Origin of the sequence: Paraburkholderia sp. MM5482-R2, from assembly GCF_050436125.1 — a bacterium.
GTDB classification, from domain to species: domain Bacteria; phylum Pseudomonadota; class Gammaproteobacteria; order Burkholderiales; family Burkholderiaceae; genus Paraburkholderia; species Paraburkholderia tuberum.
Genome location: NZ_JBNDLP010000002.1, coordinates 2,212,690 through 2,236,608, shown reverse-complemented (window position 1 = coordinate 2,236,608; position 23,919 = coordinate 2,212,690). Strand labels below are relative to the sequence as shown.

Annotated in this window: 23 protein-coding genes and 2 tRNA genes; 15 read left to right on the top strand and 10 right to left on the bottom strand. The window is 61.2% G+C overall.

Annotated elements, in window-relative coordinates; all coding sequences use genetic code 11:
- Positions 1–126: 126 nt before the first annotated feature.
- On the bottom strand, positions 127–813 hold the full coding sequence (locus OKW37_RS13220; RefSeq protein WP_026225394.1) for an ABC transporter ATP-binding protein: 687 nt from the start codon (positions 811–813) through the stop codon (positions 127–129).
- Between OKW37_RS13220 and OKW37_RS13215 the strand changes: the two genes are divergently transcribed.
- Both OKW37_RS13215 and OKW37_RS13210 read left to right on the top strand, forming a co-directional pair.
- Positions 812–1,516 (top strand): arylesterase, encoded by a 705-nt coding sequence (locus OKW37_RS13215; RefSeq protein WP_184003517.1) that lies wholly within the window; start codon positions 812–814, stop codon positions 1,514–1,516. The genes OKW37_RS13220 and OKW37_RS13215 overlap by 2 nt on opposite strands.
- Positions 1,517–1,633: 117 nt before the next feature.
- Positions 1,634–1,975 carry a hypothetical protein gene (locus tag OKW37_RS13210; protein WP_090804745.1) on the top strand — a complete coding sequence of 114 codons (342 nt, stop codon included), beginning with the start codon at positions 1,634–1,636 and terminating at the stop codon, positions 1,973–1,975.
- Between the two features lie 81 nt (positions 1,976–2,056).
- Here the strand turns inward: OKW37_RS13210 and OKW37_RS13205 are convergent, their stop codons facing one another.
- The 8 genes from OKW37_RS13205 to tig form a co-directional block, all read right to left on the bottom strand.
- Positions 2,057–3,991: a SurA N-terminal domain-containing protein gene (locus OKW37_RS13205; RefSeq protein WP_429406030.1), complete on the bottom strand. Its 1,935-nt coding sequence runs from the start codon at positions 3,989–3,991 to the stop codon at positions 2,057–2,059.
- Positions 3,992–4,077: 86 nt separating this feature from the next.
- A tRNA-Asp gene (locus OKW37_RS13200) sits at positions 4,078–4,154 on the bottom strand.
- Between the two features lie 47 nt (positions 4,155–4,201).
- A tRNA-Val gene (locus OKW37_RS13195) sits at positions 4,202–4,277 on the bottom strand.
- Positions 4,278–4,378: 101 nt separating this feature from the next.
- Positions 4,379–4,651, bottom strand: coding sequence for an HU family DNA-binding protein (locus tag OKW37_RS13190; RefSeq protein ID WP_018418077.1), 273 nt, complete (start codon positions 4,649–4,651; stop codon positions 4,379–4,381).
- A gap of 318 nt (positions 4,652–4,969) precedes the next feature.
- Positions 4,970–7,390: an endopeptidase La gene (gene lon, locus OKW37_RS13185; protein WP_018418078.1), complete on the bottom strand. Its 2,421-nt coding sequence runs from the start codon at positions 7,388–7,390 to the stop codon at positions 4,970–4,972.
- Positions 7,391–7,591: 201 nt separating this feature from the next.
- Positions 7,592–8,863 (bottom strand): ATP-dependent Clp protease ATP-binding subunit ClpX, encoded by a 1,272-nt coding sequence (gene clpX / locus OKW37_RS13180; RefSeq protein WP_013089402.1) that lies wholly within the window; start codon positions 8,861–8,863, stop codon positions 7,592–7,594.
- 196 nt (positions 8,864–9,059) lie between these two features.
- Positions 9,060–9,713 (bottom strand): ATP-dependent Clp endopeptidase proteolytic subunit ClpP, encoded by a 654-nt coding sequence (gene clpP / locus OKW37_RS13175; RefSeq protein WP_013089401.1) that lies wholly within the window; start codon positions 9,711–9,713, stop codon positions 9,060–9,062.
- Between the two features lie 194 nt (positions 9,714–9,907).
- The gene (tig, locus tag OKW37_RS13170; protein WP_429406034.1) at positions 9,908–11,254 is read right to left on the bottom strand and encodes a trigger factor; all 1,347 of its coding nucleotides are present in this window, start codon (positions 11,252–11,254) and stop codon (positions 9,908–9,910) included.
- 556 nt (positions 11,255–11,810) lie between these two features.
- Here tig and OKW37_RS13165 point away from each other — a divergent pair.
- The 4 genes from OKW37_RS13165 to OKW37_RS13150 all read left to right on the top strand — a co-directional run bounded on the left by OKW37_RS13165 (position 11,811) and on the right by OKW37_RS13150 (position 14,903).
- Positions 11,811–12,956: a glycerate kinase gene (locus OKW37_RS13165; protein WP_429406036.1), complete on the top strand. Its 1,146-nt coding sequence runs from the start codon at positions 11,811–11,813 to the stop codon at positions 12,954–12,956.
- A 63-nt stretch (positions 12,957–13,019) separates the two neighbouring features.
- Positions 13,020–13,469 (top strand): MarR family winged helix-turn-helix transcriptional regulator, encoded by a 450-nt coding sequence (locus tag OKW37_RS13160; RefSeq protein ID WP_184063596.1) that lies wholly within the window; start codon positions 13,020–13,022, stop codon positions 13,467–13,469.
- 119 nt (positions 13,470–13,588) lie between these two features.
- Complete coding sequence (locus OKW37_RS13155) at positions 13,589–13,876, top strand: hypothetical protein (protein WP_184065023.1); 288 nt, start codon at positions 13,589–13,591, stop codon at positions 13,874–13,876.
- A gap of 280 nt (positions 13,877–14,156) precedes the next feature.
- Positions 14,157–14,903 carry a hypothetical protein gene (locus tag OKW37_RS13150; RefSeq protein ID WP_429406038.1) on the top strand — a complete coding sequence of 249 codons (747 nt, stop codon included), beginning with the start codon at positions 14,157–14,159 and terminating at the stop codon, positions 14,901–14,903.
- 101 nt (positions 14,904–15,004) lie between these two features.
- On the opposite strand, the gene OKW37_RS13145 is transcribed toward OKW37_RS13150, so the two are convergent.
- Positions 15,005–15,322, bottom strand: coding sequence for a hypothetical protein (locus OKW37_RS13145; protein WP_429406040.1), 318 nt, complete (start codon positions 15,320–15,322; stop codon positions 15,005–15,007).
- A gap of 1,296 nt (positions 15,323–16,618) precedes the next feature.
- Here OKW37_RS13145 and istA point away from each other — a divergent pair.
- The 9 genes from istA (at position 16,619) to OKW37_RS13100 (ending at position 23,715) form a co-directional block, all read left to right on the top strand.
- Positions 16,619–18,118 (top strand): IS21 family transposase, encoded by a 1,500-nt coding sequence (gene istA, locus OKW37_RS13140; protein WP_429401526.1) that lies wholly within the window; start codon positions 16,619–16,621, stop codon positions 18,116–18,118.
- Positions 18,115–18,933 carry an IS21-like element helper ATPase IstB gene (gene istB / locus OKW37_RS13135; protein WP_063500950.1) on the top strand — a complete coding sequence of 273 codons (819 nt, stop codon included), beginning with the start codon at positions 18,115–18,117 and terminating at the stop codon, positions 18,931–18,933. Before istA ends, istB begins: the two co-directional genes overlap by 4 nt.
- Before the next feature lie 226 nt (positions 18,934–19,159).
- Entirely contained in the window at positions 19,160–19,747 is a 588-nt protein-coding gene (locus OKW37_RS13130; RefSeq protein ID WP_429406042.1) for a recombinase family protein, read from the top strand.
- Between the two features lie 342 nt (positions 19,748–20,089).
- Complete coding sequence (locus tag OKW37_RS13125; protein ID WP_429509836.1) at positions 20,090–20,317, top strand: hypothetical protein; 228 nt, start codon at positions 20,090–20,092, stop codon at positions 20,315–20,317.
- A gap of 122 nt (positions 20,318–20,439) precedes the next feature.
- Complete coding sequence (locus tag OKW37_RS13120; protein ID WP_429406044.1) at positions 20,440–20,880, top strand: hypothetical protein; 441 nt, start codon at positions 20,440–20,442, stop codon at positions 20,878–20,880.
- 135 nt (positions 20,881–21,015) lie between these two features.
- Positions 21,016–21,552, top strand: coding sequence for a hypothetical protein (locus OKW37_RS13115; protein ID WP_429406046.1), 537 nt, complete (start codon positions 21,016–21,018; stop codon positions 21,550–21,552).
- Between the two features lie 113 nt (positions 21,553–21,665).
- The gene (locus tag OKW37_RS13110) at positions 21,666–22,013 is read left to right on the top strand and encodes a hypothetical protein (RefSeq protein ID WP_429406048.1); all 348 of its coding nucleotides are present in this window, start codon (positions 21,666–21,668) and stop codon (positions 22,011–22,013) included.
- A 93-nt stretch (positions 22,014–22,106) separates the two neighbouring features.
- Positions 22,107–22,988, top strand: a complete 882-nt coding sequence (locus OKW37_RS13105) for a hypothetical protein (protein ID WP_429406051.1) — start codon at positions 22,107–22,109, stop codon at positions 22,986–22,988.
- A gap of 49 nt (positions 22,989–23,037) precedes the next feature.
- Complete coding sequence (locus tag OKW37_RS13100; protein WP_429406053.1) at positions 23,038–23,715, top strand: endonuclease domain-containing protein; 678 nt, start codon at positions 23,038–23,040, stop codon at positions 23,713–23,715.
- Positions 23,716–23,919: the final 204 nt, after the last annotated feature.

The window sequence follows — 23,919 nt, the reverse complement described above, 5'->3', positions numbered from 1 at the left end:
GGAGCGCACGATAGCGGGCGATAACGCGCCACAAACAGAACGAAGCGGGCTACGGCCCGCTTTGTTTTTGCTTCGACGACGACATGCTCGAGGTACGCGAGCGCAAGCCCGCGATCCGCCAGACCATCAAGCGAGCCGCCCCGCTTCGATCGTCACCGTCGTATCGCAACGCCGCGCGAGTTCGATGTCGTGTGTCACGAGCACGAGCGTCGCGCCGTGCGCGCGATTCATCTCGAACATCAGATCGATCACCGCGTGGCCGGTGGCCGCGTCGAGACTGCCGGTGGGTTCGTCGGCGAACAGGATCGCCGGGCGCGTGACGAACGCGCGCGCGAGCGCGACGCGCTGCTGCTCGCCGCCCGACAGCAGTTTCGGATAATGACCGGTACGCTGCCCGAGCCCAACCTGTTCGAGCAGTTCACGCGCACGCGCGGCGGCCTCGCGTGTGCCGATGCCGCCTTGCAGTTCGAGCGGCAACGTGACGTTTTCGAGCGCGGTCAGATGCGGCATCAACTGAAACGACTGGAACACGAAGCCGACCGCGCCGCTGCGCAACGCGGCGCGGCCGTCTTCGTCGAGCTCGCCGAGTTCGCGCCCGAGCAGCCGAACCGAGCCCGCGCTGGCACTGTCCAATCCCGCGAGCAAGCCGAGCAGCGTAGACTTGCCCGACCCGGATGCACCGACGATCGCGACGCTGCTGCCGGCATCGATGGCAAGATCGATGTCATCGAGAATCGTCAGTTCGCCCGCAGCATCCTTAACCCTCTTGCACAAGCCCCGCACTTCAATGACTGGATCAGTTCTGTTTGGCATGGTGAAGCGTAGGTTGAAAGTGCGCGCCATCGCCCCTCGCGCCGCGGCGCTGTCTGCGGCATTCGGCGCGACCATGATGGCCGCCGCGCTGGTTTCGTTACCGTTGCGGGCTCACGCGGCGAATACGCCCGAACCCGCAAAGCCGGTGATCGTCGTGCTCGGCGACAGCATCTCCGCTGAGTACGGGCTGCCCCGCGATACGGGCTGGGTCGCGTTGATGCGTCAGCGTCTGGCCGAAGAGCGCATCGATTATAGCGTCGCCAATGCGAGCATCAGCGGCGACACGACGAGCGGCGGACGCGCGCGTCTGCCCGCGCTGATGGAACGGCTCAAACCGAGCATCGTGATCGTCGAGCTCGGCGCCAACGACGCGTTGCGCGGCGTGCCGCTCTCGACGACCGAGGACAACCTGCGCACGATCATCGAACAGGCGCAGCAAGGCCACGCGAAGGTCGTGCTCGTCGGCATGTACGTGCCGCCCAATTACGGCCCCGACTATACGCAAAAGTTCCACGGCCTCTACGGCCAGCTATCGAAGGAGTTCCATGTGCCGCTCGTGCCGTTTCTTCTCGCCGGCATCGCGGATAAACCGGACATGTTCCAGGCCGATCAGCTCCACCCGACGCAGCAGGCACAGCCGCTGCTACTCAACAACGTGTGGCCCGCTGTCAAGCCACTTCTTCGCACAAGTTCGCCGCACTGAAAGACCTGCTAACGACTTGTTTCCGGAACCTGGGGGAACATGGATCGCCGAGCCGTTCGACATATGGGCAATCCCTGCCACCCGGCTCATTCTTGAGCGACTTCTGAGGAGATAACGTTGAAATATTTACCGTTAATCGCTTTGACCATTGCCATCTCGGCTTGCGCGGCTCAACCGCCGGCCGGCGTTCAGTCGGTGGGTCAAAGCCAGCAGCCGCCTCGCGCCGTCGCAACCTGCATCGCGCAGAAATGGGCGGATAGTTCGCAACAACAGGTGATCTCGCAAAACATCCTCGCCAACGATCAGGCCATGGACGTCTACGTCCCGGGCCAGCAGCCGCCCAACGGCGCGGCCGCGGTGGTCCGTCCTTCGTATAGCGGTAAGGGCACGTGGGTCGGCTTTCGCGCCGGCGGCGCTGGCGGTGGCAACGCCACCGGCGCGATCAGCGGCTGTCTGTAAAGCTGCCACCTGGCTGTAGATAAAAAAAGCCCCGCAAATGCGGGGCTTGCTTTTGGACGAGCAGGTAATGCTTACTGCGGCTTACTGATCGGCCGACTGGGCGGCGCTGTCGAGCGTACCGTAGATCTTCACCTTCGAGCGCTCGCGCAGCGCTTTCAGATAGGCTTCGGTCTCCGACTGCGCGTCCACCTGCGCGATCTGCTGCTGCGCGACAGCGAGATGCTGCGCGTCGGTGCCCGCGGGCTGCACGATCTGGTTCACGCGATAGATCGCATAGCCGTCGTCGCCGAGATCGACACCGACGTAGGCCGGCAACTTTTGCGCATCGACCTTGTAGATTGCGCTCAGTGCGGCAGGTGGCACGCCCTGCGCGTCATTGCGCGACACCTTCAGCGGCGACGAGAAACCGGCAGTCGCCTTCGACTTCTCGAACTCGGCCAGTTTCGCGACGCCGTCCTTGTGCGCTGCTTCGTTCGCCTGCACGGCGATCACCTTCTGACGCACCGCGTCCTTCACCGCGTCGAATGCGGGCACGGCAGCGGGCTTGTAGTCGGTCACGCGCGCAGCGATCAGCGTGTTGTTGCCGACGTCGATGGCCTGCGTATTGTTGTGCGCCGATACCGAGTCGTTCGCGAACACGGCTGCGAGGAACTTCGGGTTGTTCAGCGGGCTGTCGGGCGGCAGCTTCGGATCCGGCTGCGGCGTGACCGTCGCGGTCTGGATCTGCAGCTTGAATTTGTCAGCAGCCGGCTGCAGGCTCTTGGCCTTTTCATAGACGAGCGACGTGAAACCTTCCGAACTGTCGGTGAATGCCTTGCTCGCCAGTTGCGTCTTCAGCTCCCTGGCGATCTGGTCCTTCACTTCGTCGAACGACTTCGTGACCGCCGGCTTTACATCGGTGACCTTGATGATGTGGAAACCGAAGTCGGTCTGGACGATGCCGCTGATTTCGTCCTTCTTCAGCGCGAACACCGCGTCGTCGAACGCCTGGCCGCCCGCGATCATGCCGCGGCCGAAGTAACCGAGATCGCCACCCTTCGATGCCGAACCCGGATCCTGCGAGTTCTGCCGCGCGATCTGCGCGAACTGGTCCGGATGCGCCTTGAGCTGCGCGAGCAACTCCTCGGCCTTCTGCTTCGCTTTGGCCTTGTCGGCCGCGCTCGCGTCCTTCGGTGCCGCGATCAGGATATGGCTCGCGCGCACTTCGCCTTCGGTGCGGAAGTGGGCGATGTTGTCGTCGTAGTACTTCTTCAGGTCCGCGTCGCTCGGCTGCACCGATGCGCTCAGCGCGGCCGGCGACATCACCAGGTACTGGATCGTCGCCGAAGCGGGCGTCGCGAAGTCGTTGCGATGCGCGTCGTAGTACGCTTGCAGTTGCGCATCGGTCGGCTGGATCTTCGCCGCGTAATCGTGCGGATGGAACGCGATGCCCTGCACTTCACGCTGCTGCTGCGCGAGCTCGGTCAAGTGCTGCGCGAGCGTCTTCGACGTGAACGCGCTCGCCTCGATGCTCGCGGGCAGTTGTTGCATAGCGAGGTTGTAGCGCACGCGCTCGTCGTACTGATCGGGCGTCATGCCCTGCATCGCGAGCAGTTGCTTGTAGCGGTCGAGGTCGATCGACCCGTCGGGATTCTTCAGCGACGAGATCACCGGATCGGACAGCAGCGCGCGGCGCACCGCTTCGTCCGATGCGCTCAGATGCAGACGCTGCGTTTCGTCGGCAAGCACACGCTGCTCGATCATGCCGTCGAGCATCTGGCGACGGCGCTCCGGCGTGTCGAACGACTTCATGTCGAACTTCGCGCCGAGCATCTGACGCCCGCGGTCGATCTGCTGGCGCATCGCGTCGTCGTATTCGACACGGGTGATCTTGTGACCGTTGACACTCGCGACGTTTGCACTTTCGTCAAAGAAGCCGCGGAAACCCTGAATACCCACGAAACCCAACCCCGGCAAAATGACGAGGATGAGCATGAACATCATCAGGCGTTGGTGATTGCGGAAAAAATCGAGCATGCGTGAGGGGTGCCAAAAACAGAACGCCCGATCTTACAACAGCGGGCAACAAAAAAGGCGAACCGGAGTTCGCCTTTCGTGGATATTGGCGGAGTGGACGGGACTCGAACCCGCGACCCCCGGCGTGACAGGCCGGTATTCTAACCGACTGAACTACCACTCCTTATACTGCACTTTTGCGACTGGAAACACTGCAGCCGAATCTGAAACTGGTGGGTGCTGAGAGGCTCGAACTCCCGACCTACGCCTTGTAAGGGCGCCGCTCTACCAACTGAGCTAAGCACCCGTTTCGTGATTCAGTGCTTGATGTGTTTTCTGCCTTGCCGCTGCCCTCCCCGTGAATCGTTCATGCAGTCGGGTTAAGCAATTCCTCAAGCAGCAAGCGCACTAGTTTAGCGCATCCTTCAGAGCTTTGCCAGGCCTAAATTTAGGAACTTTTGCTGCCTTGATTTTGATCGCGGCGCCCGTGCGCGGATTGCGTCCGGTGCGCGCGGTGCGCTTGCCGACCGCGAACGTGCCAAAGCCGACCAACGTCACAGATCCGCCCTTCTTCAACGTGTTTTTGACGCCCGCGATGACTGCATCGAGCGCACGGCCCGCCGCGGCCTTCGAAATGTCGGCTTGCTGTGCGATGTGATCGATCAATTCCGTCTTGTTCATTCAAACCCCCGTGAATATTTATTGGCAATCGTGACAGTGCTTTCCAGCACCTCCCGCCACGCGGCCGGCGCGAACGCCAGGCCGCCTCATTAGAAGCGGCCGAAACCCTTGTGTCAACCGGGGTTGAGCCTGATCGGCGTTATTTTAGAGGGGCGCTTTTGTCACAGTATGTTGCAGCGGAAAGACTGGCGATGCGGCCTGGCGACGAAGCCGCGCGGGCAAAAAAACCCGCGGCTCTTGACCGCGGGTTTTCTGCTTCAGCGAACGACACCGCTGCAGAATGCTTTGGCGTCAGCGCATTCTGATGCGCATCGAACCTTAGTGCTTGACGACGTCCGTCGCGGCATCCTTGCCCGGCTCAGCCCCAACCGGCGCCGAGGGCTTCGGTTCTTCTTCCGGTAACGCCTGCGGTACACGCTCGAGCGCAAGTTCGAGCACCTTGTCGATCCAGCGGACCGGCACGATTTCGATCGCGTTCTTCACGTTGTCCGGAATCTCCGTCAAGTCCTTGACGTTTTCTTCCGGAATCAGCACCAGCTTGATGCCGCCGCGATGCGCCGCCAGCAGCTTTTCCTTCAGGCCGCCGATCGGCAGAACTTCGCCACGCAGCGTGATTTCGCCCGTCATCGCGACATCGGCGCGCACCGGAATACCGGTCAACACCGACACCAGCGCGGTCGTCATCGCGATACCAGCCGAAGGACCATCTTTCGGCGTCGCGCCTTCCGGCACGTGGATGTGAATGTCCTGCTTCTCGAACGCTTCGTCCTTGATGCCAAGACGACGCGAACGCGAACGCACGACCGAGCGCGCCGCTTCGACGGATTCCTTCATCACGTCGCCGAGCGAACCCGTGCGGATCACATTGCCCTTGCCCGGCATCACCGCGGCTTCGATGGTCAGCAGATCGCCGCCCACTTCCGTCCACGCGAGACCCGTGACCTGGCCCACCTGATTTTCCTTCGCGGCCAGACCGAAGTCGTACTTGCGCACGCCGAGGAACGTGTCGAGGTTGCTGCCGTCGACCTTCACCGCGCCTTCCGCCTTCTTCAGCAGAAGCATCTTCACGACCTTGCGGCAGATCTTCGAAATTTCACGCTCGAGCGAGCGAACGCCCGCTTCGCGTGTGTAGTAACGAATGATGTCGCGGATCGCAGTTTCCGTCACATCGACCTCGCCATCCTTGAGGCCGTTGTTCTTCTTCTGCTTCGGCAGCAGATAACGCTGCGCGATGCTGACCTTCTCGTCTTCGGTATAACCGGACAGACGAATCACTTCCATCCGGTCGAGCAGCGGCGGCGGAATGTTCAGCGAGTTCGACGTCGCCACGAACATCACGTCCGACAGATCGAAGTCGACTTCGACGTAGTGGTCGGCGAACGTGTGGTTCTGTTCCGGATCGAGCACTTCCAGCAGGGCCGACGACGGATCGCCGCGGAAATCCTGACCCATCTTGTCGACTTCGTCGAGAAGGAAGAGCGGATTGCGCACGCCGACCTTGGTCAGGCTTTGCAGGATCTTGCCCGGCATCGAACCGATGTACGTGCGACGGTGGCCACGAATCTCGGCTTCGTCACGCACGCCGCCCAATGCCATGCGCACGAACTTGCGGTTCGTCGCGCGCGCGATCGACTGACCGAGCGAAGTCTTACCGACGCCCGGAGGCCCCACGAGGCACAAGATCGGCGCCTTGACCTTGTCGACACGTTGCTGGACCGCGAGATACTCGAGAATACGTTCCTTCACTTTCTCGAGACCGAAGTGGTCTTCGTCGAGCACGCGCTCCGCATTCGACAGGTCGTTGTTGACCTTGCTCTTCTTGCGCCACGGCAAGCCGATCAGCGTGTCGATGTAGTTGCGCACGACCGTCGCTTCCGCCGACATCGGCGACATCAGCTTGAGCTTCTTCAGCTCGGCGTCGGCCTTCTTCTTCGCTTCCTTCGGCATGCGGGCGGCCGTGATGCGCTTCTCGAGTTCTTCGAGATCCGCACCTTCTTCGCCTTCGCCGAGTTCCTTCTGGATCGCCTTGACCTGTTCGTTCAGGTAGTACTCGCGCTGACTCTTCTCCATCTGACGCTTCACGCGCCCGCGGATACGCTTTTCGACCTGCAGGATGTCGATCTCGGCTTCGAGTTGCGCGAGCAGATGCTCGAGCCGCTCGATCACCGGGAACATCTCGAGGATGTGTTGCTTCTGGTCGAGCTTGAGCGGCAAATGCGCCGCGATCGTGTCGGCGAGACGCCCTGCCTCGTCGATACCCGACAGCGAGGTCAGGATCTCCGGCGGGATCTTCTTGTTCAGCTTCACATACTGGTCGAACTGCGACACGATCGCGCGACGCAGCGCTTCGGTTTCAGCGCTGTCGGCGTGGTCAGGTTCGAGCGGCATGACTTCGCACGAGAACTGCGTTTCCTGTTCTTCGATGGAAAGCGTCTTCGCGCGCTGCAAGCCTTCGACGAGCACCTTCACGGTACCGTCGGGCAGCTTCAGCATCTGCAGGATGTTGGCGATACACCCTACTTCGTACATGTCCTTTTCGGTCGGCTCATCTTTCGCAGCCGTCTTCTGGGCGACGAGCATGATGTGCTTGCCGCCTTCCATCGCTGCTTCGAGAGCCTTGATCGACTTCGGGCGGCCTACGAAGAGCGGAATCACCATGTGCGGGAAAACGACTACGTCGCGCAGCGGGAGCAGCGGCAGCGTAATGCGTTCCGGCGGGAGGAGTTGGGTTCCTGACATTTCATTTCCCCATGAGTGGAATCAGTTCGTTCGATAGGTGAGGCCAGCAGAAAATATTGCAAGCCTCCGCGTGTGGGAAAAGTTCAGTGACTCCGAAGGTTCAGTGACTCCATAGTTGAGAACAACCAACCTGACCACACGATAAACGAAAAAGCCGTTCACGTCGCCATGAACGGCCTTTTTGCAGAACTCGAAAGCCGATCAGTTCGAACCCGCGACCTTCGGCGCGTCTTCGTAGATCAGCAGCGGTTTGCCGTCGCCGTCGATAACGTTGTCGTCGATGATGACCTTGCTGACACCTTTCATTTGCGGAAGGTCGTACATGACATCAAGCAACGCCTGTTCCAGAATCGAACGCAGGCCCCGCGCGCCCGTCTTGCGGCGGATCGCCTTGCGCGCCACGGCCTGCAACGCGGCCGGACGGATTTCGAGCTCGACGCGCTCCATGCTGAACAGCTTGTGATACTGCTTGACCAGCGCATTCTTCGGTTCGACGAGAATCTTCATCAGCGCCGCTTCGTCGAGCTTGCCGAGCGTGGCGACCACCGGCAGACGGCCGATCAGCTCCGGAATCAGGCCGAATTTGATCAGATCTTCCGGCTCCACTTCGCGCAGTACTTCGCCGGCGTCGCGGTCCTGCTTGCTCTTCACGCTCGCGCCGAAACCGATGCCGGTCTTCTCGGTGCGATCGACGATGACCTTCTCGAGGCCGTCGAACGCACCGCCGCAGATGAACAGGATGTTCGTCGTATCGACCTGGATGAAGTCCTGGTTCGGATGCTTACGGCCACCTTGCGGCGGCACCGACGCCATCGTGCCTTCGACCAGCTTCAGCAGAGCCTGCTGCACACCCTCGCCCGACACGTCGCGCGTGATGGACGGGTTGTCGGACTTGCGACTGATCTTGTCGATTTCGTCGATGTAGACGATACCGCGCTGGGCCTTGTCCACCTCGTAATTACAATTCTGCAGCAGCTTCTGAATGATGTTCTCGACGTCTTCGCCGACATAGCCGGCTTCCGTCAGCGTGGTCGCGTCGGCAATCACGAATGGCACGTTCAGAAGGCGCGCGAGCGTCTGCGCAAGCAGCGTCTTGCCGGAGCCGGTCGGGCCGATCAGCAGGATGTTGCTCTTGGACAGCTCGATTTCGTCCTTCTTGTCGAGATGCTTGAGGCGCTTGTAGTGGTTGTAGACCGCGACCGCGAGGATCTTTTTCGCGCGCTCCTGACCGATCACGTACTGGTCGAGAATTTCGCGGATTTCCTGCGGGGTCGGCAGATCCGACTTGGACAAGCCGGCCTCGATGCCCGCGCCTGCAGCCTCGTCACGAATGATTTCGTTGCACAGATCGATACATTCATCGCAGATGAATACCGACGGGCCAGCAATCAGTTTCTTGACCTCATGCTGGCTCTTGCCGCAAAACGAGCAATACAACAGCTTTTCGCTGTTAGAACCTTTCTTGTCCGCCATAGATGTGTGAGCCTCCGGACACCGGATTAGATAATACGCCGTTTGCCCCCGCCACGCAGTTTGGGTGCGGCAGGGCTAGTGAGCACGATAACGGCGCTTGCCGCAGACGCCCGGACGGAAGTTGAACATTCACAACCGACCCGATGACGGTTTTGCCGCAACAGTGGGCAAAACAGCATGGCAAAACCGTACCAGATCAGGGACGCTTGTGCGCCACCTGGTCGACGAGGCCGTACGCCTGCGCGTCATCGCCGGACATGAAATTGTCACGGTCGGTGTCACGCGCGATACGTTCGACCGGCTGACCGGTGTGGTGCGCGAGCAGATGATTCAGCCGATCCTTCAGGTACAGGATTTCACGCGCCTGGATTTCAATGTCCGATGCCTGGCCGCGCGCGCCGCCGAGCGGCTGATGAATCATCACGCGCGAATTCGGCAGCGCGAAACGCTTGCCCTTAGCACCGGCCGCGAGCAGGAACGCGCCCATGCTCGCCGCAAGCCCCATGCACAGCGTCGAGACGTCCGGCTTGATGAACTGCATCGTATCGTAGATCGCCATACCGGCAGACACGGAGCCGCCCGGACTGTTGATGTAGAAGTAGATGTCCTTGTCCGGATTCTCGCTTTCCAGAAACAGCATCTGCGCAACCACCAGATTGGCCGTCTGGTCGTTCACTTCGCCCACGAGGAACACAATACGTTCCTTCAGCAGACGCGAATAAATATCATAGGAGCGCTCGCCCCGGCCGCTCGTTTCCACGACGATCGGCACCAGACCGAGTGCCTGCGCTTCGAGATCCCGGGACGACTGGGAGGTCAACGTGTCCAGCATTTGGGCGCGAAAGGTCATGCAATGGATCCTTGTCTGGAAATATTCTGAATATTAGCTGCTGGACACAGGTTGGTGCGACGAGCCCGTATTCAAGTGCCGTCTTCGTGTGCGCCGCACGACCGGATCCGGTACGTCACACAGATTCATGGCACAAAAAAACGGCGTGCGGGCCGTCGGTCGCTCCGACAGCCGGCACGCCGTTGCAGCGACGCTTACGCTTGCGCCGTTGCGCTTGCCAGTTCCTCGAAGCTCACTTCCTTGTCCGTCACCTTGGCCTTGCTGAGAACGAAGTCGACGACGTTGGCTTCAACGACATACGCTTCCATTTCAGCAAGACGTTGCTGGTTGGAATAATACCAGCGGACGACTTCCTTCGGGTCTTCGTAGCTTTTCGCGAATTCATCGACTTCGGCACGGATCTGCTCCGGCTTCGCCTGCAGTTCGTTCGACTTCACCAGTTCGGCCAGCACGAGACCCAGCTTGACGCGGCGCTCGGCCTGCTCCTTGAACATCGCGGCCGGGATCGGCGCGTCCTTCGCGTTCGGCACGCCGCGCTGTTCCAGATCCTGGCGAGCCATCGCGACGAGGCGCTCCTGATCCTGCTCGATCAGCGCGTTCGGGACGTCGAGCTCCGAGATTTTCAGCAGTGCGTCCATCACCTGGTTCTTGACGATGGCTTGCGTGCGGCGCTTCGCTTCGCGCTCGAGGTTGTCCTTGATTTCAGCGCGCATCTTGGTCAGATCGCCGTCTTCGATGCCGAGCGATTTCGCGAATTCGCCGTCGACTTCCGGCAAATGCGGCCATTCGATCTTCTTCATCGTGATCGTGAATTGCGCCGTCTTGCCCGCCACTTCCTTGCCGTGGTAGTCGTCCGGGAACTTCAGGTCGAATTCCTTCGCTTCGCCGACCTTCAAGCCGAGCGCCGCTTTTTCGAATTCCGGCAGCATGCGGCCTTCGCCGAGGATGAAGCCGAAGTCTTCGGCGCTACCGCCCTGGAATGCTTCACCGTCGATCTTGCCGACGAAGTCGACCGTCACGCGGTCGCCGTCTTTGGCGGCCGTGTCCGCGCCGCCGTCGCCGTGCTCGCCTGCCTCGCCGCGAGCGTGGAAGTGCACGCGCTGTTTGCGCAGGATGTCCAGCGTGCGGTCGATTTCCGCTTCGCTGATGCTGGTCATGGTGCGCTCGATTTCAGCCGTGGCGACGTCGCCCAGCTTCACTTCCGGATACACCTCGAAGGTCGCGTCGAACGCGTAGCTGCCTTCACCAGCGTCGGTCTTCGGCGCGAAGCTCGGCTGACCCGCGACACGCAGGTTTTCGGTGCGGCTGATGTCGAAAAATTCCTTGCCGACCTTGTCGCTCAGCACTTCGGCTTCCACCTGGCCCGAATACTGTTGCGTCACCATCTTGAGCGGCACCTTGCCCGGGCGGAAACCCGGCATGCGCACGTTCTTCGCGAGTTGACGGATACGCGAATCCACTTCCTTCTGCACGGCATCCTTCGGCAGGGAAATCGTCACGCGGCGTTCGAGCTTGCCGAGGTTTTCAACAACGTTAGCCATGGCTTCAATCGTCCTAAAATTATTCGAGCGAATCAGTTATCTTCTCCGTGCTGCCCGTCGATGTCGCTTCGCATCGATTTGCGCCGATTGCATCGCGCCGATTGCATCGATCACGCACCTGCGCCGCGGGCTTGCAGGCCGTCGGCAGCACGGTTGAGTCCAAAGAGCCGAATATTTTAGCAAACTATTTGCGCGCCTAGCCGGGATTCGATGATTGCATCGAGCTTTCCCTGCATTCCGGGCGTTTTGAGGGCCATTTTCGGTTAGTTTTGACACAGCGAGCGCGATTTGCCGCTGGCATCGCTTTCCGGTTAGCGTCGTGCGTTCCTCGGCGCTCTTTCGTCATGCAACAGAACGTTCGCGTGGACGCTCGCACCCGCTCGCGGCCGACGCGTCGTGCCCGCGATCCCGCCTATGCCTTTCGACATATTCAGCCGACGCCCCCATGCTGATAAGCTAACGCACTCGGTCGGGCCGCCACCGCCGGTCACCAGCAGCCGGTCGCTTCATCCGCTCCAGCAACCGCTTACAACGACTCAAACCTCTCAGAGACACCATGCCGAATTCGTCGTCCTCGCCTGTCGTCGTCATCGCTCCCGATTCATTCAAAGGCTCGCTCAGCGCGGAACAGGTCGCGCAAGCGATCGCATCCGGCGTCCAGCGCGCGCGCCCCGACGCGAGCGTGCGCATCTGTCCGATGGCCGACGGCGGCGAAGGCACGCTCGACGCAATGCTCACGAGCGGCGGCGAGCGCCGCACGCTTAGCGTGCGCGGCGCGGCCGGTCCGACGCGCGCAGCGCTGACGGGCCTGCTCACGGACGGCGGCGCCATCATCGAAACGGCGGAAATCGTCGGCATTACGGACCCCGTCGGCATGGGCGTGCCGGTCGAGGCGCGCAGCACGCGCGGCATGGGCGAAGCGATTCGCGCGCTGCTTGATGCCGGCGTGCGGCGCTTTTTCGTCGCGCTCGGCGGCAGCAGCACGAACGACGGCGGCGCCGGCCTGCTGACCGGCCTCGGCTTGCAACTTTTCGACGCGCAAGGCAACGTACTCGAAGGCACACCCGAGCAGCTTGCGCGCGTGGCGCGGGTCGATGCGTCGCTGCTCGACGCGCGGCTTGCCGACACGCAGTTCGTCGGCATGTCGGACGTCGACAATCCGTTGACCGGCGCGCACGGTGCGACCGCGATCTTCGGTCCGCAAAAAGGCGTGAAGCCAGAACAGGTCGCGCCGATCGACGCGGCGCTCGCGCGCTTCGCCGATCTGCTCGAAGCCGCGCTCGGCCGCACGGCGCGTGACCTGCCGGGCGCGGGCGCGGCGGGCGGCCTCGGCTTCGCATTGCACATGCTCGGCGCGCAGTTCGAGCCGGGCGCGGAAACCGTCGCGCGGCAAATCGGCCTCGACGCCGCGCTCACGGGCGCCAACTGGCTGATCACCGGTGAAGGCCGTTCCGACGTACAGACGCTGCACGGCAAGGCGCCGTTCATCGCCTGCGCGCATGCGCGTGCCGCGGGCGTGCCCGCCACGCTGCTGTCCGGCGCGATCGACCCCGCCGCGCTGCCGCGTCTTGCCGAATACTTCGGCGGCTGCTTTTCTCCGGCGCCGGGGCCGATCACGCTCGACGTCGCGATTCGCGACGCGGCGCGCCTGCTCGCCAACGAAGCCGAGCAGCTGACGCGCCTGAAATACGGCGTGCGTTGACCCGCGAAACGGTTGCCGCAACAATCACAGCGCCACGACCGTTCCACTCATCACGGGGTGACCATGAAGGACTCCGCCAAAGCCGGGCTCGAGCAGTTCCTCACGTATCGTCTGCATGTACTGAACAAACTGGCCGAGCGCGGCATCAGCGCGCGCTACGCGGCGAAGCTCGACGTGACGCTGCCCGAAGCGCGGGTGATTGCGACGGTGGGATCGTTCGGACCGTTCTCGATCATGGAGTTGGCACGCCATGCCAATCTCGACAAAAGCCAGGCGAGTCGCGCGGCCGAAGCGCTGATCCGGCAGGGACTCGTGCAGCGCGAAGCGAGCGCCGCGGACGGCCGCGTCGTGCTGGTCTCGCTGACGCAGGAAGGCCGCGCGCTGTATCGCAAAGTGATGCCGATCGCGCGCAAGTGGAACGGCGATATGTTCGAGTGCCTCGACGAAGAGGAAAGGGCCGCGTTCGGCGCGGCGCTCGACAAGGTGATCCGTGCCATGAACGCGCGGGAGTGATAGCGCGCGGCGAACCGGCCGTGTTTGAAAAGCGCCGTTTCACGGCATTGGGCGGCGCGTGTCAAAATTGAGCCTCGGCCAACGCGCCTTCACCCTCTTTTTCATCCAGGGACGCTTCAGTGGACATCAACAAACAGGTCGCGGCACTCACCGCGTCGGAACTCCAGACCGCCGGCGCGAGCCAGGCGAGCGCGATCGCGGTCAGCGTCGTACTGCGTCATCTTCGTTCGCCGGAACTGGCGAAACTGCTGTCGTCGGCATTTGAAAATCATCAGGCGGTGATGCTGCAAACGCCATGGCCGGACCAGATGCTGCAGGCGTTCGAGTCGACGCGCCGTTTCCTCGAAGGCGCCGCGCAAGCGGAATTGCCGGGCTCGCAGGAAGCGCCGGGAACGCCGGGTGCCTGAGTCGCGCGGTCGCGATGAAAGGCAGCGGAGCAACACTGAGGCCTTTCAGAAGACCGCGCAAAAAAGAAAAAACCCCGTCGGTCCAAAGACTTGACGGGGTTTTTCTTGACTACCAATAAGTGGTGCGAGGGAGGGGACTCGAACCCCGTCAAAGCCCCGCCAGATAAGGCTCTCAGGCTGCTACACCGTCCCATGTGGATGCGGTTTGTGGGACAGTCGGCAGTATGCCACACGAAGCCGTTATCATTGCAGGATCGCCCCAACAGAAAACAACGAACACATGAGCGACAAACCCTTTTACGCCGACATGGGCTTCTATCAGTGGGTGATTGCGCTCGCCGCTTTGGCCCTGTCCCAGTTGCCGCCTGTTCGCTTGTGGTTCAAGCGAGCAAGACTCGCGGTCGAATGCTTTGACAAGATCGTTCTAGATGAGGAAGTTGGCCTGCCTAATACGCAGTGGCATCTTTCGGTAACAAACACGGGCGGCAGAGAAGTCCGGATACAGAAGATCACCTTAACGGTGACACGAGGGCAGGACCGGGTAGAAATGACGGCACGCGGCTACTTCGAGAAATTGTCCGACCCGCGAGCCACCTTACTGACTCCGTTCCGATTGAAGGCGGGCGAGGAATGGAGTCACGGCGTAACCTTGTCGCTGACTGCGACACGCGAAGCGAGGCAGACATACAGTGCTGCGGCTAAGGCGCTGAAGGACGACATTACGGCGAAACGGGCGACGCTTCAAACTAATCACCCTGATGTAGAGGCCGACCAACGTGTGGTTCAGCCGTTGTTCGCGCTTTTCGATGCGAGCTTCTTTTGGCGGGCGGGAGAGTACGAGATTACTCTCCGAATTGCTACGAATACGCCAACGGCGGACATTGCCCGAACCTTTAGATTCACACTATTCGAATCCGAGAGCGACCAGCTAAGGGCGCATCGTGAGCAGTTGAAGTTCGGTAACGGAGTGTACTTCCGGATGCCGCCAGTTGATGCGCACTATGCCGAGGTTCATCCAATCGTGTAGGGCTAGGCCCATTGCGCTGTGATTGTTGGCGGGCAGTTTGTGCAAGCTGCGAGCGCGGCATGGCCTGTGCTTAGACCGACCGGGGCCATGCCGTACCACTACTAACTTTGAAGCGTCCAGCCGTGCGCCACCATGCAATGCTTGAAGAATTCACGCATGTTGATCGCGCCAGCGATGCCTCCCCCGAAATACCCACTTTGCCGCGCATCCTTTTCGCAGGCGTAAGAGTCCTGCTGGTAATCCGTCTGGCTCGCCCCGTATTTGTTCCAAATCATTGGCGACGCACATCCCGCCAGTGTCACAACAATAGCAACCCCGATCAGCAGCTTTCCCCGTTTCATTTTTAAGGCCCGTTGTTTGTTTAATTGGTCGCCGCATTGCCTTACGCAACCGGCACCCAAGAATAATGCATCTGGCATGCGACTTTCAATACGCAAATACCGGGACTCGCCTTCTGTTGCGCACGTGCGCGGCGCCGTGGCCGTTAGCTTGCTATGCCGAGCGAGGGCATCGGAACTAATTTTGCTGCGGTTGTTATTGGCGGGTACAAATGACCGAGACGGTAGGGGCAGGTATCGGGTTTGAGATAATTCCCCGCTGCGCGTCTTGCTGAATCGAAGCTTCCCGATTAGCTGCTAGGCGGTCGGCGTCGTTGAGAATTTGTTGGCGAGCGACTTCGCATGCTTGCGCGGTCTTGAACGCTGTTTGCGTGCTCTGCGGCGCTTGGTTGTAATAGAACCATGTGACCAATAGGATAATCATTCTTGCGCTCTCGATGTCGGTGTGAGCATGGGCGGGACGGTGACTGTCGGGCCTATCTGATCTGCTACTTCACGTGCGGTCGCTTGGATGGCGGCTCTCCCTGCTGAGTGCCACCCATAGGATAGTGAGCAGGACCACCGCGCATTGAAACGCAATAAAGTGCGTCACCCAACCGAGCCATGAGATGAACGGGTCGGCACTTCTCCAAAGGGAGAAATCAAGATCGCGTGACTCCAGCCCACCGCAATACTTCTTAGTTAGCTCCAAGTTACGCATAAGCTCAGCGTCACTCATCGCCCGCACCTCTGCTTCGGTGGGACGTGGGCACTGGGGTCCGGGCGGGACGGTCCACGCAACCTCCGTCACGTAACCATTGAACGGGTTATGAGCCAGCACAGCTAATACCGCTATCACAGCCCCGACAAACAACCCCATACGTTGCGCCCTGCACAGCCGTCCTAGCAGTTCCATGCATCCCCCGCCTTTACGCGCTTTCGTGTCTGATGATTGTAGATGGGAGCGGGCCAAATTTCGCTGCGATTACTCGCGAGGAGTTAAGCCGCGCACGTGCGGCCATGCGCCCCCGTAGGCGCGGGCGGGCCGCGCATCTTTCCAGCCTGCGGAGGGTGACGGGCACCGTGACGAGTGGGCGGCGGACGGCGCACAGGGCGCGGGACAGGCCGGACATTTGCCGCTGACTTAGAGACACGGTGCGCGGACAGGGCCAGCACTGGCGGGGCTTTGCGGGCTTCTGCGCTGTCGCGATAGTTTGGCAAGCACGCGTTGAGAATGCGATGGTGCGCGACAATTGGGAAGTCCGCTTTTGCGACAACTATGATGGCCGGTGGTGAGGAGTCGAAGGCGGCGTAGCCGCCGCAGACGACGAGCCACCGGCAGCGCCGATTCGGCGGGGGCTTAGGATGGCTGACTGAAGCTAAAAGAACAGTCAACCAATGCCTGGTACTCACATTACCGATCGACAGGTTCATCTCTACATGACCAAGCGCAAAGATCACACCCAGGAAGTTGCCGCCGCGAAAGCGGGTATGAGCGTGCGCACTGCACGTCGCGCGACGAACGCCACTGAGTTGCCCTCGCAGAAGCCAGAACGTCAATGGCGCACGCGCGCCAATCCGTTCGCTGATGTTTGGGATAGCGAAGTCGTGCCATTACTACGCAGTTTCCCGAAACTCAAAGCGGTCACCTTGCTGCGCAAACTGCAGGAAGACCATTCTGGTCGCTTCCCCGACGGAATGCGGCGCACGTTGGAGCGGCATGTCAGCCGGTGGCGTGCGCTGGAAGGGCCCAGCAAGGAAGTGTTCTTCCCCCAGACGTATCAGCCCGGCGTACGGGGCTTGTCCGACTTCACGCATATGGAGAAACTGGGTGTGACGATCGCCGGCGTCGCGTTCGGACACATGCTCTATCACTTTGTGCTGGCGTTCTCGCGCTGGGAGTACGCCAGCGTCGTTGATAGCGGAGAGAGCTTCCAGGCTCTTGCGGCAGGTTTGCAAAACGCTCTATGGCAGGCGGGGGGCTGCCCGAGCGAACACCGCTCTGACAGCCTGTCGGCCGCCTTTAAGAATCTTCAGGAAGAAGAAGACTTCACGGTTCGCTATAAGGCCTTGCTTGAGCACTATGGGATGGAAGGCACGCGCAACAATCGAGGCTTGGGCCACGAGAACGGTAGTGTCGAATCCTCGCATCGATGGCTGAAGGAAGCGGTCGATCAGGCCTTGTTACTGCGCGGTCATCGGGATTTCGACGACCGGCCAGCCTATGACGAATTTGTGCGCAGTGTGGTGATGCGCCGCAACCGGCGCAATGCCGCCGCATTCCAGGTCGAGCGTGAGTACCTGCGGGATCTGCCTGAGCACCGTACCACCGACTTCGTCGAGGACGAGGCGCGCGTGACGCGCTGTGGCACTTTTACGGTGGACAACAGCCTCTACAGCGCGCCGTCACGCCTGATCGGACATCGCCTGAAGGTGCGGCTCTATAACGATCGGCTTGACTGCTATCTGTCTGGCGCGCTGGTACACAGCACGGCGCGCGTCACACGCACGAGCAAAGGCCGCGGACGCGCCATTGACTACCGGCATTTTATTGAGTCGCTCAAACGCAAACCTCAGGCCTTCAGGGGTCTCGTGTTTCGTGACGATCTGTTTCCGCGCGAAGCTTACCGCCGGACATGGGAACGCCTGGATCAAGCGCTGAGCCCGCGCAACGCCTGCAAGACCATGGTGGGCCTGCTCGATCTGGCCGGGAACCACGGCGTGGAGGCTCAACTGGCAGAACGGCTCGACGCCTTGCTCGCGCTCGGGAAACTGCCCGATCTGAAGGCGCTCTTCGACGAATTCGCGCCGCGTGAGGCCGAATGTCCCGTTGTGTCGGTCGAGATGCCGGATGCCTCGATCTACGACGCGTTGCTTGATGAAGAGGTGTTCGCATGAGCGCACCAACTTACGACATCGGCCGCATGGGACTGATGCTCAATGAACTGCGTCTGCCAACGATTGGTCGGCTGTGGTCTGACTTCGCCCAGCGCTCGGATAAAGAAGGCTGGCAAGCCTCGCAACTGTTGGGCGTATTGTTCGAGCATGAACTGGCTGAACGGGCGAAACGCAGACTGGAACGTCATCGTGTCGAATCACAATTGGACCCGACCAAGACTCTTGCCACGTTCGACTTCAGTGTCGTGCCCATGGTATCGAAGGCACACGTCATGGCGCTGGCCACCGGCGATGCGTGGCTCGAGAAGGGCGCCACGATCCTCCTGTTTGGGCCACCTGGCGGGGGCAAGAGCCATCTTGGAAGCGCCATCGGACACGCGCTGATCGATGCAGGGTACCGCGTTCTATGCACGCGTACCAGTGACTTGGTGCAGAAACTTCAGGCTGCGCGAAAGAGTCTGCAATTGCCCTCGGCACTCGCCAAACTCGACCGCTTCGATCTGATCATCCTGGACGATCTGTCCTACGTCAGGAAGGACCAGGCTGAAACCAGCGTGCTGTTCGAGTTGATAGCTGAAAGGTATGAGCGCAAAAGTCTTCTCATAACGGCAAATCAGCCGTTCTCGGGCTGGCATAACGTCTTCCCGGACCCCGGCATGACGGTGGCCGCCATAGACAGGCTTGTTCATCACTCGACGATCTTCGAGCTGAATGTCGAAAGCTATCGGCGCCGCAACGCCAGCGACAAACAGAAAGAGCGGCGGCGTCAATTACCCACGGACGACCACAACGGAGCGACAACTATAGCCAATTGACAGCGACAATTACCCCCGTCGACCGGCCATCATAGTTGTCGCGCAACCGGACATCGTAGTTGACGATATCCAGAATGCGAGGACTAGCCACGCGGAGAGTGTGCAATAAACGATTGTATGTTGCACACAGGCAACACAGCGCGAAGAATGTTCATCAAGTCCTATTGACGCGTTAATGAACAGATGGGGATAATGCACACCATTGATGAACACAACGGAGTAACGAATGAGCCGCACCTTCGCCTATTGCCGGGTATCGACCGAAGACCAGACGACGGCGAACCAGAAGCAGGAGATTGCTGCCGCTGGCTTTGACGTGAAAGCCAACCGCATTGTCGAGGAAACGATTAGCGGCACCGTGGCCGCGATGGAGCGCCCGCTATTCTCGAAGCTCGTTGACCGGCTCGAAGACGGCGACACGCTGGTTGTGACGAAGCTTGACCGACTGGGCCGCAACACGACAGACGCCACGCTGACGATTAAGGCGCTGGGTGCCAAGGGTGTACGCCTGCATTGTCTCGCCATTCCGGGCATGGACCTGACGAGCGCGGCAGGTGAATTCACGATGACGGTACTGCTGGCCGTCGCACAGTTCGAGCGGGCATTGATCGTAGAACGCACGCGTGCGGGGCTGGCAAGGGCACGGAGTGAAGGACGCGTAGGCGGCAGGCCGGATGCCCTGACGGACGCACAGAAGGCTGAGATTCGGGCAGCACTGGCCAAGGGCGATACGAGCGCCCGAGCGCTGGCGAAGCAGTACGGCGTAGCACCTAACACCGTTCTCAAGCTGACGCGGGAGACGACAGCCGCGTAAGTTCGCGCACCGACACTAGACGAGGCCCGCCACTGTGCGGGCTTTGCGCTTTATGGGCTGGCCTTCGGGCTGGCCCTTTGCATTTCGGTCGACTTACAAGACACACCTAGTCGATGGGCGTCGATTCGACACCTAGTTGATTACGGACGACTCTTTGGACAGATACGAGGCTTGCGAGCCACCGACCTAGCCGATTTCCCATGACTCACAAGACAAGAGAACGTCGCCCGGATGCCATGCCGATTACAAGGCATGTGAAACACGTCTAGCCGATTTATGTAGGACTCTCCAGACACGACCGTGTCGCTTCGAAGCCACACAACCACCATCACGAGGAATGACATGACCACTACGACGAAACAGAAGGCGCAGCGCGCCAAAGGCAGCGCGCCGCTTCATCCGCTCGACGGCAATCGCAAGCTGCGCAAGCTGGCCGCGCTGTATCGAACACAGGGCAGCAACGGCGGCACGCGACTCGCCGCGCTGCGCGCCGGGATCGAAGCCATTCACGGCACGTTGCCGAGCTATCTAGAGCGCACCCGCGAGCCGAGCCGCAGCGTACTGGCTTGATGGCGACGGAATAGCACGAACTAGGCGCGATGCGCCGAGGCCGCTGGCGGGCCTGTATCCCAGTCAGAACCAACCAACACACACCCTCCAAGGAGAATCAAATGGCAGGCGGAGCATACGTAGTGAAGAAGAACGCAGCAGGTAACGAAGTTCAAGCATTGGGCAGCAGTCTGCCGTCCGCAGGCAGCGGCGCAGTGCAGAGCCGTAGCTGGTCCAATGGTGGCGGTGCAGCCGTCTTTTACGACAAGACGGTAGCGGACGAGATCATGGCCGGGTACATGCCCGCAGCACTGACCGCTGGCGACGGCACCCGCGTTCGTTATGACCAAGACCCGGTGCGATACGTGCAGGTGGCGGGTATCAATCCGCGTTCGGAACAGGATCACGAAGCCCTTCGAAAGTACCCGGAGCTTGCATTGCACCTGCTGAATGAGTCTGTGCGTGCGAACAGCATGGCGAAGGCTTCGACCGGCTATGTGGCAGGCACGGCGATTCATGCCAGCCTTGGCACCAACTACCCGGCTGATGCGAAGGCTAGCGCGACGTACTTGCCGCGCCGATAAGCAGGACGCCCGCCGTGGGCGCACCACGGCACTAACAGTTAGAACACCTACACATACGGCGCGTTACGGCAGGGCCGTGACCGCTTGGGCGGCGTCGCGCCAGCGGCGCTCGCCTTCTTCTACCAAGGATTAGACATGGCAAAGAACACGAAGAATACGACCACCGCACTCGACCGTTTCGAGAGTGAAGAACAAGCACGCGCCTACGTTGCGCGGACGGCGGCGACGCTGGCTGAACTGAAGCCGCTGGCCGAGCAGTTCCGCGCAATGCGTGAGGCGTTCGAGCAGGCGGACGCGATGGCAGCGGACCTTGCCGAAGTGCAGGCCGCGCTACCCGGGCTGAAGGCCCGCGATTGGGATAGGACGGTTGATGACATTGAGATCGTTGGCGTGCAGGACGCACCCGGCGAGTTCCACCCGCTGAACCCGATCAGCGTAACTGTCACCCGTAAGAGCCTGAAGGCGAACCCGACTCAGCGCGGCGACGTTGGGCAGGACGCGCCTGTGTCTGTGGTGGACCTTGCCACGGCGGACCGCAAGGTATGGCATGCGATTGCGAAGCAGGCCGCACATTTGGTACCGAGTCGCATCCTCGAATGGGGCGACGGCGACTGTCTGGCGGGCATTGAGGCGTACGTAGCGCACAAGCGGCGCGGGTACGTGAATCAGTGACGAGACAGCACCAACTGGCCGACCGAGAGTTGATTGCGCCGGTTGCGCACGAAGCTGAAGACACCTTTCAGGGCCGCCGATGGGCGGCTCTTTTCACATCTACAGGAGTAACAATGGCAAAGACCTATAACACCGAACGCATGAGCTACCGCGCTATCCGTGAATACCGGGCGCGACCGGGTAAGTTCGTGCTCCGCTTTAACGAACTGGGCGACGAACTGCGCGCGGCGGGATACCGAGTACATGACGCCGAGGTGCATCGCGCCACACAGGCCGAGAATCTGGACGCAGACGAGAAGCAAGGCATTGTCGAGCACTTCTTGGCGGACCTGAAGACTGTCGCGATTGCGGAGAAGTACGGCGTTTCGATTGTGACAGTGAACCGCGTTATCAAAGATGCGTTCCTGCTGGAGAAGGTGGAGCGCGCCGCAGCGCAAGCGGCACTTGCAGCACGGCAGTAACCCATGCGTACCGAGGCTAAACGGGCTAGAAGTGCCCGGACATTTGCGCGGACAAATCCGCTGTTTCCGAAGACCACGACAGGCCGGAAACCCATGACAGATAAGGCTCGCAAGCAGATTGCGCGTTGTCGTGATAGTGCTGGAACGCTGCGCCAGCAATCGCTGTTTTACTGGTTCGACCGGGCGGACTACCTGACCGGGACGAAGGCGTTGGAGTTGCGCTGGCCCGTTGAATTTCCAGACGACTGGCTGCGATGCAGGATCACGCACGAGCCCTTCACACCGCTGGCCTATCACAAGCGGGACATTGCAGACCGGGATAAGGCGCTGTTGCACTCGCTGTTCAATCGGTACACGGACGGCGGCGACGGGCGCGGCGTTGACCTGTCGAAGTTGCCGCGATGGTTGCGGCACCCGCTCGACGGTGACGAGAAGGCCACGGCGTTTCTGGCAGGGCTGCGCGGGTTCGACAAGACACTAGCCCGGCGTGTTGTTAAAGGCATGTTCGCGGACTGGTTGCCGTTGCCGCTGCTGTACCCCGACCCGATCAAACCGAACCGTAACTACAACACACACACGCGCGCGTTGACGCTCGACAAGGACTTGCTTGCCGACGACGAGCGGCACCCGTACGGCGAGAAGGACTTGCTTAGGCAGGTCATTTCGGCTGAGCCCCGGCTCGACCGGCGCTTGCGTATGGCCGCGATTCTCAGCGCGCTATCCGGTACCGAGCGCGGGCCGACTTGGCAGGCCGAGGCGCTACGGCTGACGGACGGCGACGACCGGGAAGCGATCCCGCGACAGCCACGGCGCACACCCGAGCGCGAGGCGAAGGCGCTGGCCCGGTTGCGCAAGACCGGCGTACTTGGATCACGCGCGACGAAGGCGCACAGCGAACCGAGCGAGGCGCGAGCACGGCTGGCGTTGATTGAAGAACTGGCTAAGCACGGACTGAAGCCACACACCACCACCTGATAGACACGCTGCGCTCAACCACCGGGCGCGGCTCACCAAGGATTAAGACATGACGACGAAAACCACCATTGCACCGAGCAGGAATTTTGCGCGTACGAAGGGGACCACGAGGCCGCACCTTCGCATGGCGCTTGCGATGCAGGCCGGATGCTGCGACCTGTGCGGCGGAGCACTCATGCTCGACAAAGCACACTCCGATCACGACCACCGTAATAACCTGCCGCGCGGCGCGCTGCATAAGCATTGCAATGCGGCGCTTGGAGCGTTCGAAGGGAAGCACGGCGGAGAGCAGAACGTGAAGGCGCTGGCCGCGTACCTGAAGCGATACCTGCCGAACATGCGGATTGGGAAGCTGCTGCCCGCGATTGAGCGTTACGTGACGTTCTGGACGCGGGCGACGGATAACCAAGCGGCATTGCGCGCGGCGTACGTGCAGCAGGGCAATGCTAGGGCTATCACCGACGAAATCCGCGACGCATGGCGCAAGGCGTGGCAGCAGTTCAAGCAGGCGACCGCAGAGAACCCGCCAAGCTATGGATTCTCAGGCGAGACAGCGGCGCTTATGCGCGAGCGTGGACTAGTTGAGCGCCCGCACGGATGGGTGCACGTTGATCCCGACGAGGTACAGGCCGCGATGCTGGCGAACATCGAGCACTTCGGGGCGGCGACGGTGCGCGAAGCGCTGGCGCTGATGACCGGCGACGAACCGGCGAAGGCGGCGGTATGAAGGCGCTAGTCCGCTGGTTAGGCTGCTGTGTCACTGCGGGCGCGCTGCTGTCGTGCAGTTATCCGGCGAATGCCGCTGGCCCGCGAGGGCTGGCCCCCGCCGCTGACGGCGGCGATACGCGAACGACGGCTGAGCACGGGCAGGCGGCGCGCTGCATCCGCGAGGGCGTGCCGCTGGCTTTCTGCGGTAAGGCCGTGTTGCTCG

Coding starts and splice junctions, on each gene's coding strand:
- OKW37_RS13215 (WP_184003517.1), top strand. CDS start 812: ATGGTGAAGCGTAGGTTGAAAGTGCGCGCCATCGCCCCTCGCGCCGCG.
- OKW37_RS13220 (WP_026225394.1), bottom strand. CDS start 813: ATGCCAAACAGAACTGATCCAGTCATTGAAGTGCGGGGCTTGTGCAAG.
- OKW37_RS13205 (WP_429406030.1), bottom strand. CDS start 3,991: ATGCTCGATTTTTTCCGCAATCACCAACGCCTGATGATGTTCATGCTC.
- OKW37_RS13190 (WP_018418077.1), bottom strand. CDS start 4,651: ATGAACAAGACGGAATTGATCGATCACATCGCACAGCAAGCCGACATT.
- lon (WP_018418078.1), bottom strand. CDS start 7,390: ATGTCAGGAACCCAACTCCTCCCGCCGGAACGCATTACGCTGCCGCTG.
- clpX (WP_013089402.1), bottom strand. CDS start 8,863: ATGGCGGACAAGAAAGGTTCTAACAGCGAAAAGCTGTTGTATTGCTCG.
- clpP (WP_013089401.1), bottom strand. CDS start 9,713: ATGACCTTTCGCGCCCAAATGCTGGACACGTTGACCTCCCAGTCGTCC.
- tig (WP_429406034.1), bottom strand. CDS start 11,254: ATGGCTAACGTTGTTGAAAACCTCGGCAAGCTCGAACGCCGCGTGACG.
- OKW37_RS13165 (WP_429406036.1), top strand. CDS start 11,811: ATGCCGAATTCGTCGTCCTCGCCTGTCGTCGTCATCGCTCCCGATTCA.
- OKW37_RS13160 (WP_184063596.1), top strand. CDS start 13,020: ATGAAGGACTCCGCCAAAGCCGGGCTCGAGCAGTTCCTCACGTATCGT.
- OKW37_RS13150 (WP_429406038.1), top strand. CDS start 14,157: ATGAGCGACAAACCCTTTTACGCCGACATGGGCTTCTATCAGTGGGTG.
- OKW37_RS13145 (WP_429406040.1), bottom strand. CDS start 15,322: ATGCCAGATGCATTATTCTTGGGTGCCGGTTGCGTAAGGCAATGCGGC.
- istA (WP_429401526.1), top strand. CDS start 16,619: ATGCCTGGTACTCACATTACCGATCGACAGGTTCATCTCTACATGACC.
- istB (WP_063500950.1), top strand. CDS start 18,115: ATGAGCGCACCAACTTACGACATCGGCCGCATGGGACTGATGCTCAAT.
- OKW37_RS13130 (WP_429406042.1), top strand. CDS start 19,160: ATGAGCCGCACCTTCGCCTATTGCCGGGTATCGACCGAAGACCAGACG.
- OKW37_RS13125 (WP_429509836.1), top strand. CDS start 20,090: ATGACCACTACGACGAAACAGAAGGCGCAGCGCGCCAAAGGCAGCGCG.
- OKW37_RS13115 (WP_429406046.1), top strand. CDS start 21,016: ATGGCAAAGAACACGAAGAATACGACCACCGCACTCGACCGTTTCGAG.
- OKW37_RS13110 (WP_429406048.1), top strand. CDS start 21,666: ATGGCAAAGACCTATAACACCGAACGCATGAGCTACCGCGCTATCCGT.
- OKW37_RS13105 (WP_429406051.1), top strand. CDS start 22,107: ATGACAGATAAGGCTCGCAAGCAGATTGCGCGTTGTCGTGATAGTGCT.
- OKW37_RS13100 (WP_429406053.1), top strand. CDS start 23,038: ATGACGACGAAAACCACCATTGCACCGAGCAGGAATTTTGCGCGTACG.